The organism is Maribacter chungangensis, assembly GCF_042676845.1.
In the GTDB taxonomy this organism is placed as follows: Bacteria; Bacteroidota; Bacteroidia; order Flavobacteriales; family Flavobacteriaceae; genus Maribacter; species Maribacter chungangensis.
In genome coordinates this window covers 148,496-166,561 of sequence record NZ_JBHTHY010000003.1, presented here as the reverse complement: position 1 = coordinate 166,561, position 18,066 = coordinate 148,496, and the positions used below count along the sequence as shown (strand labels likewise).

Here is an 18,066-nt window from a genome sequence, read left to right as displayed (position 1 = left end):
ACTAAATAACGGTTTTTTAATCCTTTACCACTGCTTTGCCTGTCCGATAATCTGAATGGTCTGTTTTAAGTCCGCCGGCCTTTTAATCCTGATTTTTATCTCCGAATATGTCCATACTTCACCATTTCTATGCGCAACGACATCCATTTTACTGCGTACTTTTCGCTCATGCTTTGTACCGTTGACATCAAAAGTGATTTGTAGCGTGTCATAATTATCTGAATATCGATGTGCCCCTTCCAAAATGGCCAAGGAGCTTAAAGGGCAGAGTTCTCCCAGCAAACCCAATACGGTTTCGTCTTGTTTTGCTATACGCAATGCGCCATCACATACCTCGGATTCTGAATAGACTTTTGCAATGCCCACAATATTCTCGCCCAATTTAGAAGTTGCCAAAAGGGCGAGGAACAAAAACAAGAGCACCACTACCGGAACACTCCATTTCCAATTCCGTTGAAACCAGTTTTTATGTTCAAGGAGTTCGTTCATTCCTTTTCTTGTTGCATTTGCAGCAGCACTTTTTTTCCATGTTCATTTTCTTGGTTCAGTTCAACTGATTTCCTATACATTTCTATTGCTTCCGCCTTTCGATTTGATTTCAGTAACGCTTCCCCATAACTATCATAAGCATTCCAACTATCTGGGAATAAAATTGTAGTTAATTTAAAAACTTCCAATGCCTTATCCAGTTCTTCATTCCTCACAAATGAATAACCTAATTCGTTCAAATCATGCTCTGAACGATTACTTACCTTAGTTTCGATAGCTAATTCTATGGCATTATCCAGCGCCTTATGTAGCAGCATATTTTGTTGCCCTTCGTCTAGCGTTTTTGAGTACGCTTTAATTATAGCATTGATGACTAACGCAGGATTATCCTGAAATACTGCATGCCCACTTCCTACGGCGATGATGTTATCTATTATATCGTTTTTCTCACCAAGTTCCACGTGGACTTTTTTCCATCTATTTGAATACATCTCTGGATATACCGGAGCCGATTTTTCGGGAAAAATATTTATAATAGGAATGCTATCTGGGAACTGCATATTTCTTACATAGCGCATAGTTTCATTGAAATTAAAGTTCATGTAATAGTCACCAGAAGGCTTTGGAATAGTATTTATATCAACGTGCATATCTCTCATGGTCAATAACTCCTCATTCCAGAAATCACTAAGTACTGCATCTATTAAAATGACAGATTTAACCTTTTTAGGATAATTACGTGCAAATAGCATATTGTAGAGTCCACCGTAGGAGTGGGAAACCAGAATAATTTCATCATCGTAGCCCAACTTTGAAAGACCTAACTCCAGTTCTTTTATACCGTTTAAAATTCCAAAATCGGTATCATCTTTTAGATTAGGGTTTAATTCACTTTTTCCAAACCCAGAGCGGTCATAGGTAATTAATGTTGTGCCCGTTACTTTGTGAATTTTTCCTAAAATATTATCCCATATAGACCCGTCATTACCAGCGCCTGCTTCAAAAAGAACTGGAGTTCCCTCTCCTTTCATGATATTGAAATGCATATTGTAACCTCCTACGTCTACTAGCGTATCTTGGGTCTGTGAATGCATAAAGAGCGGTAAACAAAAAAGCACTGAAAAGACAACATAGAAATATCTCATTTGGTCTCTAATTTAAAGGTTGAAGTCCGTTGCTAAACGTACTGCAGCACTTTTATTCTAATTTATCCGTAATTTAATGAAAATCGTATCAACTCCCTATTTGTTTCTAATTGCGACGTACTAAACCGTTTTAAACTTATCGCCAACAAACGATATATGAGAAAAAGGAAGGTAACTGCGTGAATACTATAGTCTAGCGTGTTGGTTATTCTTACTCGGTACGCCACTCGTTACAAACGAGCGGTAGCGTACAATCTGTCGAAAGCAAGGGAAAAGGGACGGTCACCCGACTAAAATCACCGAGTACTGGTTAAAATGTATATCTTGTAGCATGCTTTAATGATAATTCATCATGAAAAAAACCCTTGTATCGCTTCTGGGTATCCTTTGCGTTCTTGTAACGTACGGGCAATCGGAACTCGTACCAAAAACACCCTTTACCAAAGACTATTTACCCGTTTGGATTACGGCCAAAGATCACTGTTTGGATATCGCCAAAACAATGCCCGAAACACTTTATTCGTACAGACCTACACCCATTAGCAAAACTTTTGCCGAACAAATGGTACATATTGGCTATACCGTGCCTTTGCTCACCAAGAGATATGTACAGGGCATGGAGGTAAAACCTCAGGTTCCGGATGCATCCAAGATGAACAAAACAGAAATAATAGACTTGTTAGAAGCCGGATTTGCCTATACTACCGAGGTTATTAAAACTATAGAACAGGAACAATTGGATGAGACTTGTGTGATGTATCATAGTGGGAACACCGTGACTAGGGCCTTTGCCTTGTTTTATGTACAGGACCATATAACCAACCATAGGGCCAAGGCCAATTTATACCTTAGAATGAATGGAATAGACCCTCCGGAATATACGTGGTAATGTGCAGTTTTTATAAAGCTCACCGTAACGACTAGTATATGAACATGCAGCGGTTACAAAGCTTACAGTTCGATGGAGGTTTTGTGAAAGTCAATACTCCGTGATAAGTGGAATACAATTTCCTTTATCAACTTTAGTATTTTGTCCACAGGTAGCACAAAATTCACCACTAGTTAATTTATCGTAGTTTTTGCAATTCCTATTATTTTTTGAGTCCATTAAAAATTGCCATAATTGCAACCGCTAAAATTGCGGTCACTATTGCTCTAATCCAATCGACCTGTCCTACTGCAAAGTAATCGTAAATAGCAAATCCTGTTGCGAACCCAAGTGCAATCTTGAGATGTTTACTATTCAAAAAGTTTTTCATGTGCTTGATTTTTTGATCCAATGTATTCTTACGCACGACCATTGGCTAACCAGATCACGCTACGTAAACATCTTTTATATACGCAATGTATGGGAAATCGTGTTATGTTCCGTATTCATTGATACTAGCAGTATACTATACACTTACAAACGAAAACTAACGCTTAAACTAACGTAAAAACTTACCTGTACCTTACCGCTCAACGTAGCTTAAAACAAAAAAAGTGGCCCAACTTGGAGCCACTTTTAAATATGAGTTCGGTTAAAAAACCTTATTTCAAATCAAAACGATCTAGGTTCATTACTTTGGTCCATGTTTTGACGAAGTCGTTCACAAACTTTTTCTCGGAATCAGCGGATCCATATACCTCGGCATAGGCACGCAGTTCCGTGTTGGAACCAAAAATAAGATCGGCACGTGTACCGGTCCATTTAATACTTCCTGTTTTACGATCACGGCCAGAGAATAGGGTCTCATTATCCGATGCGTCTTCCCATTTAACGCTCAAATCGAGAAGATTCACAAAGAAATCGTTGGTCAATACCCCACGGCGATCCGTCCACACACCGTGTCTAGAACCATCAAAGTTGGTGTCCAATACGCGCATACCTCCAATTAAGACCGTCATTTCGGGAGCGGTCAATTGCATTAACTGTGCACGGTCTACCAATAGGGCCTCGGCTGAAGCTTTATAATCCGGATTTTTATAATTTCTGAATCCGTCCGCAGATGGCTCTAAAGCCTCAAAGGAATAGACATCTGTTTGTTCTTGTGTGGCATCTGTACGACCTGCTGTAAAAGGCACTTCTACCTCGTGACCTGCATGTCTTGCCGCTTCTTCGATTCCTGCACTACCTCCCAGTACGATCAAATCTGCCAAGGATATTTTTTTGTTTCCGGACTGTGCATCGTTAAATTCCTTTTGAATACCTTCCAAAACGTTCAATACATCGTTCAAGGCCTTAGGATTATTTACCTCCCAACTACGCTGTGGCTCCAAACGAATGCGTGCCCCGTTGGCACCGCCTCGTTTATCGGAATCCCTGTATGTTGATGCGGAAGCCCAAGCCGTGGATACCAACTGGGAAACGGTTAAGCCAGAGGCCAACAAGCGTTTCTTTAGTTCAACTACATCGGCATCCGAAACCAACTCATGATCCACAACGGGCACAGGGTCTTGCCAAATTAATTCTTCTTTAGGAACTTCCGGTCCTAAATAGCGGTTTATGGGTCCCATATCCCTATGCGTTAATTTAAACCAGGCACGGGCAAAAGCATCTTCCAACTCGGCAGGGTTCTCGTAAAAACGTTTGGATATTTTTAAATAATCAGGGTCTAATTTCAAGGCCATATCGGCATCGGTCATCATCAACTCCTGAGTTTTAGATGCATCTCCGGCGCGTGGTGCCTGTTTTGCGGCAGATGCTGCCGTGGGTCTCCACTGGTTGGCACCGGCAGGACTCTTGGTACGTTCCCAATCATAGTCTAACAGAACTTTAAAATAATCATGGTCCCATTTTATAGGGTTAGGTGTCCAAGGGCCTTCGATACCACTGGTTATGGTATCATCTCCCACACCGGTACCAAAAGAATTCTTCCATCCCATACTCTGTTCTACGATACTTGCACCTGCAGGCTCCGGGCCCACATATTCATCTGGATTGGCGGCACCGTGCGCTTTTCCAAAGGTATGCCCGCCAGCGGTCAAGGCTACCGTTTCCTCGTCGTTCATCGCCATACGACCAAAGGTCTCTTTCATCAATTTCGCCGTTCCCAAAGGATCGGACTCCCCGTTAGGTCCTTCCGGGTTTACATAGATAAGTCCCATGTGAGAGGCTCCTAAATTCGCTTCCAACACATATTCCCCGTCAGAAAAACGCTCTTCGTTCCCCATCCATTCGGTTTCAGAGCCCCAATAAATATCTTCTTCCGGCTGCCAAATATCTTCACGGCCACCACCAAAACCAAAAGTTTTAAAACCCATAGATTCCAAAGCACAATTACCGGTTAGGATCATTAAATCTGCCCAGGATAATTTTTTGCCGTATTTCTGTTTTATGGGCCATAGCAATAAACGCGCTTTATCCAAATTGCCGTTATCGGGCCAACTATTGAGCGGTGCAAAACGTTGCGAACCGGAACCGGCACCGCCGCGCCCATCGCCAATACGATAAGTGCCTGCACTATGCCAAGCCATACGGATCATAAAAGGCCCATAATGTCCGTAATCGGCAGGCCACCAATCTTGGGAAGTCGTCAAGGCTTCCACAATATCTTTTTTGACCTCGGCCAAGTCCAAAGACTTAAATTCCTCCGCATAATTAAAATCGGGGTCCATTGGGTTGGTCAAAGAAGAATTTTGACGTAGGACATTTAATCGCAATTGATTTGGCCACCAGTCCAAATTGTTGGTGCCACCACCTGCAGTTTCTTTTTGGGTTCCGCCCAAGTAAGGGCACTTGCCAGAGTCGTTAATATCCCAAGCGGTACCGTTTGAATTTTTGTTGTTCGTATCCATTGTTCTGTTGTTTTTAATCTTTAGGATATAAAGTTATAAAAATGTTGGGCGTTAGCGATAGTAAAACCCTTGTTTTGTCCTATTTTATCATCGATAGAATTTATTTAATAGTTTAGTTGTATCGTATACATCGATTTAATAAAAAAAACCTGCTACGTACAATACGCAGCAGGCCTTTAAAGCAGGGGAATTTAGATTTCGGGGGAGTATTTAAATTTTGCTTGTGGTTATTGTTTATAAAACTTTGCGCTTCGTTTGCCATGGTCATCTACAACTTGAAGTATATAAAGTCCGCCGGCAAGATCGGCCACACTTATTTTTGCATTCTTGGCCGCACCGTTCTTTACCGTTGTCCCGGATAAACTCATTATGGAATAGCGCGCGCTTTCACTTGTTTCTTCATGCAGACCGATGTATTCCACAGCAGGATTCGGATAGACCGAAAAATTGATTTCCGATGCCAGTTCCAATGTTTCAAAGGCCTCTAAAGGACCTACTATGGTATTTTCACCTAAGAAGGCAAATAGATACTCCATACTGTATGCAGATGCTATGTTCTGTGAACAGAAGGTCCGTAAACGAAATACATATTCTATATCTACTTCTAAACTGTCCAAAGTGATGCCCGGTTCGGTAGTATAATGCGTATGCCATACTTTATCGGTCGTTTTTTTATACTGCACTTCGTAAAGCGCATCTAACAGCGGGTCCCATTGCACACTTATTTCGTTTTCCTTAGCATCCGAAAGAAAAGCGCCTTCCGGCGCACTGAGCACACAATCCGTTAGGACCGCTCCTGAAACGAACAGCGTAAAATCCTGTTTTCCGTACCTAAGGTCACCCTTATGTGTTACGGTAATCGTATAGCTTCCTTTGGCATTGGCTATTTCGATTTGTTCAAAAGGGTCTACTTGATTATCGCCTTTTGAAGCTGCAGCATTTGGATACAAGGCATCTAACTTCCACGGATAAAAATCAATTCCGTTTTGTGTAATTCTGATATCCAGATCATTGACCAAAGCAGCTGTGGTATCGTTTAAACTTCCTCTATTTATGTAGTCGGATTCCGGATCTGTCCAACAAATCGATACCTTGAGATCTTCCAGACCGTTTGCGCTTACGGTGAGCGAGAAGGTTTCGCCTTCTTCCAGTGTAGTTTCCTCTATTAGGGAACCATAGTCCCTATTCAATAAAAGTTCAGCGGCCTTTTTAGCGTTCATTACGCCCCAGCCCAATTTATAATCTGGTCCCGGTTGGGCTACATCATCTGCCGTATGCAGTGTTAGACCTTTTAAAGTTGCGGCACGCATATAAGTGCCGTACAATTGTTCGTTGTATTGTTGTAGCAATAAAAGTGCTCCCGTAACCCCCGGGGTTGCCATAGAAGTGCCCGATGATGTACCATAACTATTGTTGGTATAGGAGGCCGTAGAGAAAATAGAAGAGCCGTCGCCGGCAATATCCGGTTTTATACGACCATCATCTACGGGGCCAAAACTACTGTAAGCAGAAACCGAAGCACTTTTTAAATCGCCGTTACGGGCAATTTTGGTGTCGGCCGCTGCAACCGTGAGGCTATTTTTTGTGAGGGTGAAACCGAGCATTAGGTCAAAACCGTCTGCCGAGTTCCCGGCTATGGGATCTAGGTTGTCATTTCTTTTTTGTGCGTTCCCGGCGGCGTTTACCATTAAATAATAGGGTGCATTGTACATTATCCTATCCCAATCCTGACTCACTTTTATATACGAGCCAAAGTACCAATCTGGCACACGATCGGTCTTTATACCATAAGAATGGTTAGAAAGAAGTAATCCGTTTGCAGCAGCGGTGGCAACTTCAATTTTATCCCTGGACCAGTCATTGCTCAGCACCTTGGCCCGGTAGGCAACGCCTTGTGCCTCTTTTTTGATGCCGGCAGAAATCAAACTCCCGGACACCATAGTGGCATGATTGTCAATTTCCTTGCTACCATCGCCAATTACCGCCCTTATATCATATTCTTGATGCGTGGTCAGTGCCACACCGGAATCCCATACCCCGACCTGCATTCCAGAACCGTCCAGATTCAAATCCATAATGCCGTTGGCGTGCAGGGTATTGGCCCGTGAAGCCCTACTCGCATTGTCGGAATAGGTTTCGTAGTATAGCGGACTCCCGTCCGTTCCTATTTCTTGTAGCGCTACTTTTGTACCATCTTTCATGACCTCGCTAAGTTTCCAGTGATTGGTCTTGGCAAGGGCCAAGGTCTTTCTTCGGTTTTCCTCAAAATCGAACTCCAGGTCTACGTGCATTGCCCCTATCTTGGAAAAATCATAGTCTTTCTTTATGATTTTCTTTAAGGCATCGGACTGCGCGGAGACTGTATAATTAGCGCACAAAAGCATCATCAAAGCAAACAAAACTATAGGTAGGAAATTCCTTGGCGATTGATAATCCATAGGTAAGTAGGTTAAAAATGTAAGATTTGGACTACAATTATATAACCTAAACGAACTCCGTAACTTAAAAAATGAATTTATTCGATGAATAACATAGCCAAAGATTACTTTTTGTTGTGAAAGTGCTCTTTTTTGATGTTTGTAGGTTTTTTCTTATAAATTAAGGTATCAAAATACCCATCAAAAAAGAGTGAAGTGTTATTACATGTACCATTCTTGCACCTCTAGGTTTACGACTGCGCTCAAACTCACATGCAACACTCGAATTAAACCACTACGAATTGGATATTCAACGGTTTTTACCATGCGATGGCACTACAATTAAGTTAAGCTGTTATTGTGTTACTAATTCAATACCACAACACAAAAACTTAGCAACCCAATAATCAAAATTCTGCCCAAATTTATAGAAACCAAAGTAACTGCAAAGTATTTGCAGGGTTTCGACCTAAAACTAGAAAGTACTACCTCGGGGCAAGCCCACGAGGCATTACATAAGAAAAAGATTTTTAATTTCGAGGCAAGCTTCTGATTATCAAACACTTTGGCGGTGCCAATGAACTGGAAAGACTACACTGAATGATTCGCAGTGTTCTTATGAGCAATTAAACTATCATAGGTTCACTGCAGACTGCATTTTTAAAGAAATCTTATTTAGGATTGAATTTCATTACTATATATACCGGAAAATGATCGCTATAACCTCCCAAATATTTACTGCCGGCATAAGTGCGGTGGGGATTACCCTTATATTTGCCAATTTTCTCCTTTAAAAAGGATGCGTCAAAAATATCAGCTTTTGAAAAACTATGTGTCCCTTTTTCATAATTGAGAAAATTATGGGATATGAGAATCTGATCAAAAAGACTCCATGTATTTTTATAATTGGCACTACCCCTTTGTTTGGGAAAATGTAGCTTTTCCATAGGGTTGTATAAAGTGGTACCTTCTAACAGGCTTTGAATACTCTTTGAAGTTGGGTCATCGTTAAAATCGCCCATAACCATATAATTAGGACTTATCTCGGTGATTTCAATCTTCTTCATTTTTTCCTTGATGACCTTTGCAGCAATAAGTCGTTTATATTCCGTAACATCACCGCCATCCCGTCTGGACGGCCAGTGGTTTACAAACACATGCACCGGTTCATTGTTCAAAGTTCCCTTTACATATAATATATCCCTGGTGGTATCCCGATCTCCGTTTAGGTTATCCACTATTAGGGGAAGTGCCTCGGAAGAAATCATTCTAAAATATTTTGGGTTGTACAGTAGTGCCGTGTCAATACCTCTCTCATCGGGAGATTCATAATGCACGAAGTTGTACTTTAAACTTTCCAGAGGTGTGGTGCCGATCAAATCCTTAATTACGGTTTGGTTTTCAACCTCCGAAACACCCACTAAAACAGGGGGATATTTATTCTCTTTCTTACCAATATCCAAAATAGTACGCGCCAGCTTTTTGCATTTACTTTTGTATCGCTTCTCTGTCCACTGTTTAAACCCAGTAGGCGTAAAATCATCGTCCAAGGTGTGTTTGCTGTTCTCGGCATCGAACAAATTTTCCAGATTATAAAAGGCAATGGTAAATAATTGATCTTTGGATTTTCGTTTGAAAAATGGGAAACGCATACCTTATTTTATTGTGTCTCTAAAAATACTAAAATAGGCTGGGTGCTTTTGCTTAATTTTGCACTTTACTTATGTATGATAGAAAAGAAAACAGTCGATTACGAAAAAGCGGTACTTATAGGCATCATTAATAGGGACCAGAACGAAGATAAAGTTACCGAATACCTGGATGAACTAGAATTCCTTACCTACACCGCCGGTGGCGAGGTGGTAAAACGGTTTGTGCAGCGTATGGATCTTCCAAACCCCAAGACCCTGATCGGTAGCGGTAAACTCTTGGAGGTAGAGGCTTATGTTCACGAAAACGATGTGGGTTCCGTTATCTTTGATGACGAGCTGAGCCCCACCCAACAACGAAACATTGAAAAGCAACTCCGTTGCAAGATCATTGACCGTACCAGCCTCATCCTTGATATTTTTGCCCAACGCGCCCAGACCAGCTATGCAAGAACACAGGTAGAACTGGCACAGTATGAATACCTATTGCCTAGGTTAACAGGGCTATGGACACACTTGGAACGGCAAAAAGGGGGTATTGGTATGCGCGGACCCGGGGAAACCGAAATAGAAACGGATAGACGTATCGTTCGCGACCGCATTACACTTTTAAAGAAAAAATTGCTCAAAATAGATCGCCAGATGGAGACACAGCGGGGAAATCGCGGTGCCTTGGTGCGTGTTGCCCTGGTCGGGTACACCAACGTTGGTAAATCTACCTTAATGAACGTGGTGAGCAAAAGCGATGTGTTTGCAGAGAACAAACTCTTTGCCACCTTGGACACTACGGTCCGCAAAGTGGTGATAGGCAACCTACCCTTTCTTCTGAGCGATACGGTAGGATTTATCAGAAAACTGCCTACGCAGCTGGTAGAAAGCTTTAAAAGCACCTTGGACGAGGTTCGTGAGGCAGATCTTTTATTGCATGTAGTTGATATTTCCCATCCACAGTTCGAAGAGCATATCGCATCTGTTCATAAAATCTTGGACGAAATAAAAAGCTCGGAAAAAAAGACCATCATGGTTTTTAATAAAATTGATCAATACCAGCACGAGACCATACAAGAAGACGATTTAATTACGGAACGCACCTCTAGACACTTTACCATTGAAGAATGGAAACAAACATGGATGGAAAAAGTGGGCGACCGTGCCTTGTTCATCTCCGCCCTGAACAAAGAAAATTTGGATGAGTTTAGAAAACGTGTGTACGACGAAGTACGGGATATTCACGTAACCCGTTTCCCGTACAACAATTTTCTGTATCCGGAACATTTGGACGAGTACTAAGTCTTATACAAAAGCTTCTAATTCATAGTTACCTTCTAATCCTTTAATCGTGTATGCTTTATCCATAAGTGCTAGGATAAAGTATGCGCTATTTTTAAAATCGGTAAAACTCCTTAGTAGTTTCTATCTATAACTACTATCTTAAACCAATTTTAAATTGATTTTTTTAGTTTACCGGCCAAAACTTTGGCAACAATTTAAAATTCCAATGCCCCCATTTGTGTAGTTCATCGATCAATTTAAACTGTTGCTATTTTTCACCACACCATAGGATGCCTTCACAACATAAATAGCGCTAAAAATGATATGATAACATACCTTTGACGTATGTTTAAGTAGTAGTGTTGACCCCAAATCAATACCCACTTATAGCTACAGTAAAACCCAAATTTTACGATAACAACTTAACCAAAAAAACCCCGCTCTTAGAGCAGGGTTTTTTGTTACTACTAGTTTTTTATACTACGGTTTTAGAAGGCGTAATTAAGGCCAAATAAGAAATAGGTCTGTAGAGCGTTGTCCACGTTATCAAAAGTAGTGGCAGGATCCGTAGCTTGTGCAAAGTTCAGGGCTTCCTGTTTGTTGTTTCTTAAACCAAATTCCAAACCAAGACCTATTCCGTTCCATAAGGTATACCCCAAAGAGTTGATCCAAGTATAATTGGACAGATCCCCGTTCTCATAGCTCTGGAACATGGAGAAATTTGTCTTGAAGTTTACTTTTCCAATTTGTCTGGTATAGTCCGCAAGGATTTTTGCACCTAAGGAGGATTGGAAAACGGCGTCGTTGTTACTAAATACAAAGTTGTAATTTAATGGGTGTATTACTATAACCAAATCCGTAATAGGTGTCCAAGTGGCACCCGCACCAAGATCAAGATATCCAGGATCGTTGAAGTTATCTAGAATAGTTGTCCTATATTCCCCTAAACCGGAAATGGCGAATTTATCACTTATCTTTCGGCCGTATAGGGATGAAATGGTAAAAACATCCGCAGCTTGTCTAAAGCTATCGTCATCTGTGTCGATATCGGTATCGTCAAATTTTACCCATCCAAGGTTGATATTTCCTGAATTTCTCCAGAAAAATTTCTCTTGGTTCAAATTGGCAAAAGCGTTCACCGTAACCCCAATATTACCCGAAGACACATTTGGTGTACCCTGTGCATACCAGTTGTTAAAGTTAGTGAGATTGGCGCCAATGGTTCCAAAGGCACCTTTTTTCCAGCCGGGAAGTGCATCTATTTTACCTTGTATTGCATCTACCCTAGCTTGGATAGCGGCAATAGAATCTTTTTTAGGCCCTAGTTGTGATGTAAGTTCTTCTTCTGTTTGAGAGAACCCGTAAGCACAAGTAAAAACCAGTGCAATTGTTAAAAAAATGTTTTTCATGATGTAGTGTTTATTTTTTTAGAAACGCAAAAGTAGTAATAGTCACTATTTCAAATGAAATAAAACTGTTTTATTTTCTTTTAAAGAGCGGTACGGAAGAACAAGCCTCGCCATACATGATGGATTTGGCCAGTGGCATTAGCTTTTCCGTTAGTTGTAAATAGGCATTGGGTGGCACAGGTTTATGGCTACATCCTTTTATAATTACAGGAACATCGGCGTAAGCGGTTACATCTAAATCTGTTATAATGGATTGGTACAAACTTGTTTCCAGATCTTGCAAACTACCTTGTACTATTCTTTTGGCGTAAGGCTGTAATTTCGTAGTGACCAACATGTATGCCCAACCGGGAACGATAGCGTCCGATGAACAAGTAAGGGCAACGAAAGCACTAGTGTATTGCTCCCAGTCATGTTCCGTAAGGAAACTCCTGAATTCCTTTTCCCTCAAAATAAAACCTTCGTACAGCCAGTCTTTTAAATCTAAGACTTTTCGCTCCCCTTTAGGATAATAATCCTCAAGATCAAAAGTGACCAGTTTGCTTTGGGCTACCTTATTTACGATTTCTTCTGCCATATTATGTATGGAATTAAAATAGGCGTTAGTAGGTAAGCACCTATCTCTTATTAAATGTACCTTATAATTGTCTGGCTGAGCACAGTCGAAGCCCAATTTAAGTTTTAGTGCGTTCTCGACCGCGCTCGAACCGACACCTAACAAATTCTATCTATTGACTTACAAATTATTATTATCCGGAGAACTCTAACTAAAGATTTCCGCTTTTACCAAAACCCTCGAATTTTCCAGAAGGCGCAACACGGAAATGACAATTAAACCTTATTAAAGCATTCCCAGTTCCAACTTGGCCTCATCACTCATTAAGTCCTGTGTCCAAGGTGGATCAAAGGTAATTTCTACCTCGGCATCTTTAATCGCGTTCAAAGATTTTACCTTCTCCTCTACTTCTACCGGTAAGGTTTCGGCAACAGGACAATTTGGCGAGGTTAACGTCATTAAAATCTTTACTTCATTGTCCTCGTTTACCAATACATCATAAATTAGTCCCAACTCGTAAATATCTACGGGGATTTCAGGATCATAAATCGTTTTTAGCACCTTAACTATTTTCTCTCCAAGTTCCTCACTGTCTTCTGCTGTGTTTATATCGCTCATGTCTTAACTTAATTGTGTTTGGTAGGCAACGGCATATAGCTTGATCTGCTTGATCATGCTTACCAGACCGTTGGCCCGGGTTGCGGACAAATGTTCCTTTAGTCCTATTTCGTCTATAAATTGCGTATCGGCCTCAATAATATCCTTTGGTTTTTGGTTGCTGAAGGCACGTATTAAAATCGCAATGATCCCTTTGGTAATTATCGCATCACTATCTGCGGTAAAGACCAATTTATCGGCCTCCAAATCGGCATGCACCCATACCTTGCTTTGACAGCCTTTAATAATGTTATCGTCGGTTTTATATTCCTCGGCAATCAGCGGAAGCGATTTTCCAAGGTCTATCATATATTCGTAACGCTGCATCCAATCCTCGAACATAGCAAACTCTGCTACGATATCCTCCTGTATCTCTTTAATATTCATCTTCATAATTTATACAAAAATACAACAAGAAAGCATGGATTTCAACACTTTAAGAGAATGATAACGCGTGCAGTTATACCAACATGGCAGTAGCCCGTTTTACCCCTGCGACCAAAACGTCTACTTCTTCCTTGGTGTTATAAAAGCTAAAGCTTGCACGGACCGTACCAGGAATTTTATAGAAATCCATTATGGGTTGCGCACAATGATGACCCGTACGTACCGCTATTCCCAGTTTGTCCAGAATCGTTCCGATATCGTACGGATGTACGCCTTTGATATTGAAAGAAATCACCGATGTTTTCTGCTTTGCGGTACCGTAAATTTTGAGTCCGTCTATTTTCGAAAGTTCATCCGTAGCATATTCCAACAATTCATGTTCGTACGCCGCTATAGTTTCAAAACCGATAGCGTTCATATAATCCAAGGCAGCACCAAAGGCAATACCTCCACAAATGTTAGGTGTTCCTGCCTCAAACTTGTGCGGTAAGCCGGCGTAGGTAGTCTTTTCAAAAGTTACTTCGGCTATCATTTCCCCACCGCCTTGGTAGGGCGGCAATTTAGTAAGCCATTCTTCTTTGCCATAGAGCATTCCTACTCCCGTGGGACCACAAATCTTGTGCGCGGAAACAGTATAAAAATCAACATCCAAAGCTTGCATATCCGCAACCAAATGTGGAGCGGCCTGTGCGCCATCTATTAGCACCACTGCACCAACAGCATGTGCTTTATCTATAATTTCTTTTATGGGATTTATTGTGCCCAAAGCATTGGAGATATGATTGCAAAAAACCAATTTGGTCTTCTGGGAAAGCAGGGTGTCGTACACGTCCATTAGAAGCTCTCCTTCCTGATTCATTGGAATCACTTTCAACACGGCACCTGTACGCTCGCAGAGCATTTGCCACGGCACAATATTGGAATGGTGCTCCATAGCAGATACCAAGACCTCATCCCCTTTTTTAATAAAGGAAGAAAAACCGTTTGCTACAATATTTATACTATGTGTAGTGCCCGATGTATAGATAATCTCATGCGCATGCTTGGCGTTGAAATGTTTTTGAATCTTGTGTCGTGCCTGCTCATACTTGTCCGTTGCCTCTTGTGAAAGGGCATGTACGCCCCTATGGATATTGGCATTGTAGTTGGAGTAATAATCCACGATCACGTCTATGACCTGTTGCGGCGTTTGTGAGGTAGCGGCATTATCCAGGTAGACCAATGGTTTACCGTTGACCTCTCGTTTTAAAATGGGAAAATCTTCTCTTATTTTGGTTACATCAAACATAGCAATTCAATTGAATTACAAAGATAAGTACTGTAAGGTAAACTAAAGACTCATGGTATTCCATAAATAAGAAAAGTCATGAAAGAGACCACAGAATGATAGCTATACTTTAGAAACGGAAACCTAAACCAAATTTTAAGAGTCCAAGATAATCGTTTTGATTTATCGTAGCCTCATAATCGATAAAATCATATTGCCCCTGCACGAACAGGGTTTTTGTAATATCATAGGATAGCCCTACGTTGACATTGAAAGCGGTATCATTCCCAGAGTTGTCAAAAACTACCCCATTAAGATTTCCATCAAAACTAGAATTAATAAATGTCACCCCTACTCCTAAACTTGGTCTCAGTTTTGAGAGACCTGGAAGTTTGAATTCGGAAAATAGTTTAGGTTGAACCAACCAATGAGTTTCGTTAATTTCCGAAGTCTCCGTTACGTTAGCATTTTTAGCAAAAACCGCAGAATTAACTCCAAAACCAATTGTAGCAAACGATAGATTAACGAAACGGTATTTTATGCCTAAATCAATTATGCCAGGCGCATCGTTCCCCAAATCACCACCTATCGATATCGGGTAATTCGCCTCAACACTCCATTTTTTTTCTTGGGCAAAAGTAGTTACGGAAACTAGGAATATTAGTCCCAAAAGTAATTTTACGTTCATGTAATTCGATTTTTAATTACCCAAATGTAAAACAAAGCTCCTGTAGGAGAATTAAACAAAAGGTTAAAGTGAAGCCAATTAAAAGATAAAAAACAATCGCGTAATGTTTTCCCTCCTAACGAGTAGAGACCAAGGGAGGTGTTATATAGGTGATGCTTTGTTAAAAGCACTTAGGAAATACCTTCTTTGATTAGGTGTAGCGTTTCTGCACACCCCCTACCCCCTCTTTCTAGAGGGGAAACTCTTATGGTTACCGTTAGTTGTTTTAGATATGGCTTATTAACAAATAAAAACTTGCATTTACCGAAACATATAATTCATCGATAATTGAATGGCGGCATTGTAGTTCTGCGCCCCTGCCAAAGCATTCAATCGATTTCGAAGTCCAACATAAAATCGAGGGGAAACCGATAATTCATCAGATAATTTTATACCTAAACCAACGGCGGCGCCATAATCCAATTGAAAATCTCCGGAGACAGAAGATCTTCTGTCCGCATTCACATTAGAGTTCTGGTCTAAATTTTTAGTCTTGGTTACTTGATTCAACAAGAATCCAAATTGGGGTCCAAATTCTACATCCACCTTATTATTTAAGGCAAATTTCCCCAAAATGGGTACCGTAATAAAGTTGAGTTGTACGTTGGTCCTAAAGTCGTTATCATCTGCAACCGCTCCTCCGTTTTGGATAGCGGCCAAATCCGTACTAAACTGAAATCCTTGGGAGGAATACAGGAGCTCGGGCTGTAGCTTGAATTTTTCGGAAAAATCAATCTCCATAAAAATACCGCCATGCCCGGAAAAGCGAAACTTTAAACCCTCTGTTAAATCGCCTACAATAGATGAATAATTTAACCCTCCTTTTATACCAAAACGGGTTTCCTGTGCTTTTCCTACTTGATAAATAAACATAAAAAGAGCCGCTATGAAAACGGCTCTTTTATAAAATGTATTTTGAAATTCCATTTATCTATAAATCGAAACCTAAATTAACACCTAACTTTTTAGCTATCAACTTATTGATCCTTGCTTTTACCTCGGGAATACCTACACTCTCCAAAACGTTGTTTGCAAAGGCATACATTAACAAGGCACGTGCCTCCTTTTTGGGAATTCCTCTACTCTGCATATAAAACAAGGCATCTTCGTCCAATTGACCAATAGTACAACCGTGGGAACATTTTACATCATCGGCAAAAATCTCCAATTGTGGTTTTGTGTTGATCGTGGCCTTATCGCTTATTAAAATATTGTTGTTCTTCTGAAAGGCATTTGTTTTTTGGGCGATCTTATCTACAATGATCTTTCCGTTAAAAACACCAGTAGCACTATCTCCGTAAATTCCTTTATAATCTTGATGGCTCTCACAGTTCGGTTCAATATGATGTACCAAGGTATGGTGGTCTACATGCTGTTTCTCCCCAAGTATCGTTACCCCTTTCATGGTAGAATCCATATACTCCCCATTTTGGTAAAAATTAAGGTTGTTGCGGGTTAGCTTTCCACCAAAAGAGAAGGTATGCACTTTTACGTGGCTCTTTCCTTTTTGGTCGATATAGGTGTTGTCTATCAATGAGGCCGTAGGAACATCGTTCTGTATTTTATAGTAATCAACTATAGCATTTTCCGCGGCAAATATCTCGGTTACGCAATTGGTAAGCACCTCGTTGGAAGTAAGGTTCTGATGACGTTCTATAATCTGTACTTCGGCATTTTCCTCAACAATAATTAGATTTCTCGGCTGCAGCATCAATGAGGCCTCGTTACCTGTTGCGAAATGTAAAATCTCTACGGGCTTCTTGGGCATTTTGTTCTTAGGAATATAGATGTAAGCTCCCTCCCTGCTAAATGCCGTATTCAAAGTGGTCAACGATTCATCTTTGGATGCCACCTTGTTAAAATACACATCTATGATCTGCTTGTACATGGGTTTGGTCAAGGCCGAGCTCATTAGACAGATATCTACACCATCATGCGTTGTTTCCGAAAGATGTGAGGAATATACCCCATCTATAAATACGATTTTATAGGTGTCTATTTCGTGAATAAAATACTTCTTAACATCCTTGTATTCAATGGCATTATCTTCTTTTGGGAAAATACTGAAATTTATCTTTTGCAGGCTGTTGAGCGACGTATATTTCCAAGCTTCCAATTTTTTGGTCGGAAAGCCTTTAAGTTCAAAATTCTTTATGGCCTCTGTACGTACTTCATGAACGGGATGTTCCACATCCACGTTGTTCTCGAACGCCATAAAAGAAGAAATTAATTTGTCTTTTAAATCCATATTTTTCTAAGTATTAAGTAGTGAGTACGAAGTAATAAGTACTTAATACTCATTACTGTTTACTTT

General features: G+C 40.6%; 16 protein-coding genes. 2 read left to right on the top strand and 14 right to left on the bottom strand.

The window, feature by feature from the left end; genetic code table 11:
* Positions 1 to 24 precede the first annotated feature (24 nt).
* Both ACFQZJ_RS00780 and ACFQZJ_RS00775 read right to left on the bottom strand, forming a co-directional pair.
* Entirely contained in the window at positions 25 to 489 is a 465-nt protein-coding gene (locus ACFQZJ_RS00780) for a cytochrome c oxidase assembly factor Coa1 family protein (RefSeq protein ID WP_379931648.1), read from the bottom strand.
* Complete coding sequence (locus tag ACFQZJ_RS00775; RefSeq protein ID WP_379931647.1) at positions 486 to 1,634, bottom strand: alpha/beta fold hydrolase; 1,149 nt, start codon at positions 1,632 to 1,634, stop codon at positions 486 to 488. The genes ACFQZJ_RS00780 and ACFQZJ_RS00775 overlap by 4 nt, the downstream gene beginning before the upstream one ends.
* A gap of 352 nt (positions 1,635 to 1,986) precedes the next feature.
* On the opposite strand from ACFQZJ_RS00775, the gene ACFQZJ_RS00770 reads away from it, so the two are divergent.
* Positions 1,987 to 2,523 (top strand): DinB family protein, encoded by a 537-nt coding sequence (locus ACFQZJ_RS00770; RefSeq protein ID WP_379931646.1) that lies wholly within the window; start codon positions 1,987 to 1,989, stop codon positions 2,521 to 2,523.
* 202 nt (positions 2,524 to 2,725) lie between these two features.
* Here ACFQZJ_RS00770 and ACFQZJ_RS00765 read toward each other — a convergent pair whose 3' ends face one another.
* The 4 genes from ACFQZJ_RS00765 to ACFQZJ_RS00750 form a co-directional block, all read right to left on the bottom strand.
* A complete protein-coding gene (locus ACFQZJ_RS00765) occupies positions 2,726 to 2,893 on the bottom strand; it encodes a hypothetical protein (protein WP_379931645.1) in 168 nt (55 codons plus the stop codon).
* Positions 2,894 to 3,164: 271 nt separating this feature from the next.
* Positions 3,165 to 5,411 (bottom strand): catalase/peroxidase HPI, encoded by a 2,247-nt coding sequence (gene katG, locus ACFQZJ_RS00760; RefSeq protein ID WP_379931644.1) that lies wholly within the window; start codon positions 5,409 to 5,411, stop codon positions 3,165 to 3,167.
* A 227-nt stretch (positions 5,412 to 5,638) separates the two neighbouring features.
* The gene (locus ACFQZJ_RS00755) at positions 5,639 to 7,849 is read right to left on the bottom strand and encodes a S8 family serine peptidase (protein WP_379931643.1); all 2,211 of its coding nucleotides are present in this window, start codon (positions 7,847 to 7,849) and stop codon (positions 5,639 to 5,641) included.
* Positions 7,850 to 8,499: 650 nt separating this feature from the next.
* Positions 8,500 to 9,480, bottom strand: coding sequence for an endonuclease/exonuclease/phosphatase family protein (locus ACFQZJ_RS00750; RefSeq protein ID WP_379931642.1), 981 nt, complete (start codon positions 9,478 to 9,480; stop codon positions 8,500 to 8,502).
* Between the two features lie 75 nt (positions 9,481 to 9,555).
* Here ACFQZJ_RS00750 and hflX point away from each other — a divergent pair, with 75 nt between their 5' ends.
* Positions 9,556 to 10,767 (top strand): GTPase HflX, encoded by a 1,212-nt coding sequence (hflX, locus tag ACFQZJ_RS00745; protein WP_379931641.1) that lies wholly within the window; start codon positions 9,556 to 9,558, stop codon positions 10,765 to 10,767.
* A 470-nt stretch (positions 10,768 to 11,237) separates the two neighbouring features.
* On the opposite strand, the gene ACFQZJ_RS00740 is transcribed toward hflX, so the two are convergent.
* The 8 genes from ACFQZJ_RS00740 to sufD form a co-directional block, all read right to left on the bottom strand.
* Positions 11,238 to 12,158, bottom strand: coding sequence for a DUF3078 domain-containing protein (locus ACFQZJ_RS00740; protein ID WP_379931640.1), 921 nt, complete (start codon positions 12,156 to 12,158; stop codon positions 11,238 to 11,240).
* A gap of 70 nt (positions 12,159 to 12,228) precedes the next feature.
* Positions 12,229 to 12,735 (bottom strand): DUF2480 family protein, encoded by a 507-nt coding sequence (locus tag ACFQZJ_RS00735; protein ID WP_379931639.1) that lies wholly within the window; start codon positions 12,733 to 12,735, stop codon positions 12,229 to 12,231.
* A gap of 264 nt (positions 12,736 to 12,999) precedes the next feature.
* Positions 13,000 to 13,332, bottom strand: coding sequence for an SUF system Fe-S cluster assembly protein (locus ACFQZJ_RS00730; protein ID WP_379931638.1), 333 nt, complete (start codon positions 13,330 to 13,332; stop codon positions 13,000 to 13,002).
* Positions 13,333 to 13,335: 3 nt separating this feature from the next.
* Positions 13,336 to 13,758 (bottom strand): SufE family protein, encoded by a 423-nt coding sequence (locus ACFQZJ_RS00725; protein WP_379931637.1) that lies wholly within the window; start codon positions 13,756 to 13,758, stop codon positions 13,336 to 13,338.
* A 73-nt stretch (positions 13,759 to 13,831) separates the two neighbouring features.
* On the bottom strand, positions 13,832 to 15,046 hold the full coding sequence (locus tag ACFQZJ_RS00720; RefSeq protein WP_379931636.1) for an aminotransferase class V-fold PLP-dependent enzyme: 1,215 nt from the start codon (positions 15,044 to 15,046) through the stop codon (positions 13,832 to 13,834).
* Between the two features lie 109 nt (positions 15,047 to 15,155).
* The gene (locus ACFQZJ_RS00715) at positions 15,156 to 15,713 is read right to left on the bottom strand and encodes an outer membrane beta-barrel protein (RefSeq protein ID WP_379931635.1); all 558 of its coding nucleotides are present in this window, start codon (positions 15,711 to 15,713) and stop codon (positions 15,156 to 15,158) included.
* Positions 15,714 to 16,013: 300 nt separating this feature from the next.
* A complete protein-coding gene (locus ACFQZJ_RS00710) occupies positions 16,014 to 16,679 on the bottom strand; it encodes a porin family protein (protein WP_379931634.1) in 666 nt (221 codons plus the stop codon).
* Between the two features lie 4 nt (positions 16,680 to 16,683).
* Positions 16,684 to 18,000: a Fe-S cluster assembly protein SufD gene (sufD, locus tag ACFQZJ_RS00705; protein ID WP_379931633.1), complete on the bottom strand. Its 1,317-nt coding sequence runs from the start codon at positions 17,998 to 18,000 to the stop codon at positions 16,684 to 16,686.
* Positions 18,001 to 18,066: the final 66 nt, after the last annotated feature.

What these genes read in the sequence shown, in the direction of transcription:
- ACFQZJ_RS00770 (WP_379931646.1), top strand. Translation starts at nt 1,987, where the DNA reads ATGAAAAAAACCCTTGTATCGCTTCTGGGTATCCTTTGCGTTCTTGTA.
- ACFQZJ_RS00715 (WP_379931635.1), bottom strand. Translation starts at nt 15,713, where the DNA reads ATGAACGTAAAATTACTTTTGGGACTAATATTCCTAGTTTCCGTAACT.
- ACFQZJ_RS00740 (WP_379931640.1), bottom strand. Translation starts at nt 12,158, where the DNA reads ATGAAAAACATTTTTTTAACAATTGCACTGGTTTTTACTTGTGCTTAC.
- ACFQZJ_RS00775 (WP_379931647.1), bottom strand. Translation starts at nt 1,634, where the DNA reads ATGAGATATTTCTATGTTGTCTTTTCAGTGCTTTTTTGTTTACCGCTC.
- ACFQZJ_RS00765 (WP_379931645.1), bottom strand. Translation starts at nt 2,893, where the DNA reads ATGAAAAACTTTTTGAATAGTAAACATCTCAAGATTGCACTTGGGTTC.
- ACFQZJ_RS00735 (WP_379931639.1), bottom strand. Translation starts at nt 12,735, where the DNA reads ATGGCAGAAGAAATCGTAAATAAGGTAGCCCAAAGCAAACTGGTCACT.
- ACFQZJ_RS00730 (WP_379931638.1), bottom strand. Translation starts at nt 13,332, where the DNA reads ATGAGCGATATAAACACAGCAGAAGACAGTGAGGAACTTGGAGAGAAA.
- katG (WP_379931644.1), bottom strand. Translation starts at nt 5,411, where the DNA reads ATGGATACGAACAACAAAAATTCAAACGGTACCGCTTGGGATATTAAC.
- sufD (WP_379931633.1), bottom strand. Translation starts at nt 18,000, where the DNA reads ATGGATTTAAAAGACAAATTAATTTCTTCTTTTATGGCGTTCGAGAAC.
- ACFQZJ_RS00710 (WP_379931634.1), bottom strand. Translation starts at nt 16,679, where the DNA reads ATGGAATTTCAAAATACATTTTATAAAAGAGCCGTTTTCATAGCGGCT.
- ACFQZJ_RS00720 (WP_379931636.1), bottom strand. Translation starts at nt 15,046, where the DNA reads ATGTTTGATGTAACCAAAATAAGAGAAGATTTTCCCATTTTAAAACGA.
- hflX (WP_379931641.1), top strand. Translation starts at nt 9,556, where the DNA reads ATGATAGAAAAGAAAACAGTCGATTACGAAAAAGCGGTACTTATAGGC.
- ACFQZJ_RS00725 (WP_379931637.1), bottom strand. Translation starts at nt 13,758, where the DNA reads ATGAATATTAAAGAGATACAGGAGGATATCGTAGCAGAGTTTGCTATG.
- ACFQZJ_RS00780 (WP_379931648.1), bottom strand. Translation starts at nt 489, where the DNA reads ATGAACGAACTCCTTGAACATAAAAACTGGTTTCAACGGAATTGGAAA.
- ACFQZJ_RS00755 (WP_379931643.1), bottom strand. Translation starts at nt 7,849, where the DNA reads ATGGATTATCAATCGCCAAGGAATTTCCTACCTATAGTTTTGTTTGCT.
- ACFQZJ_RS00750 (WP_379931642.1), bottom strand. Translation starts at nt 9,480, where the DNA reads ATGCGTTTCCCATTTTTCAAACGAAAATCCAAAGATCAATTATTTACC.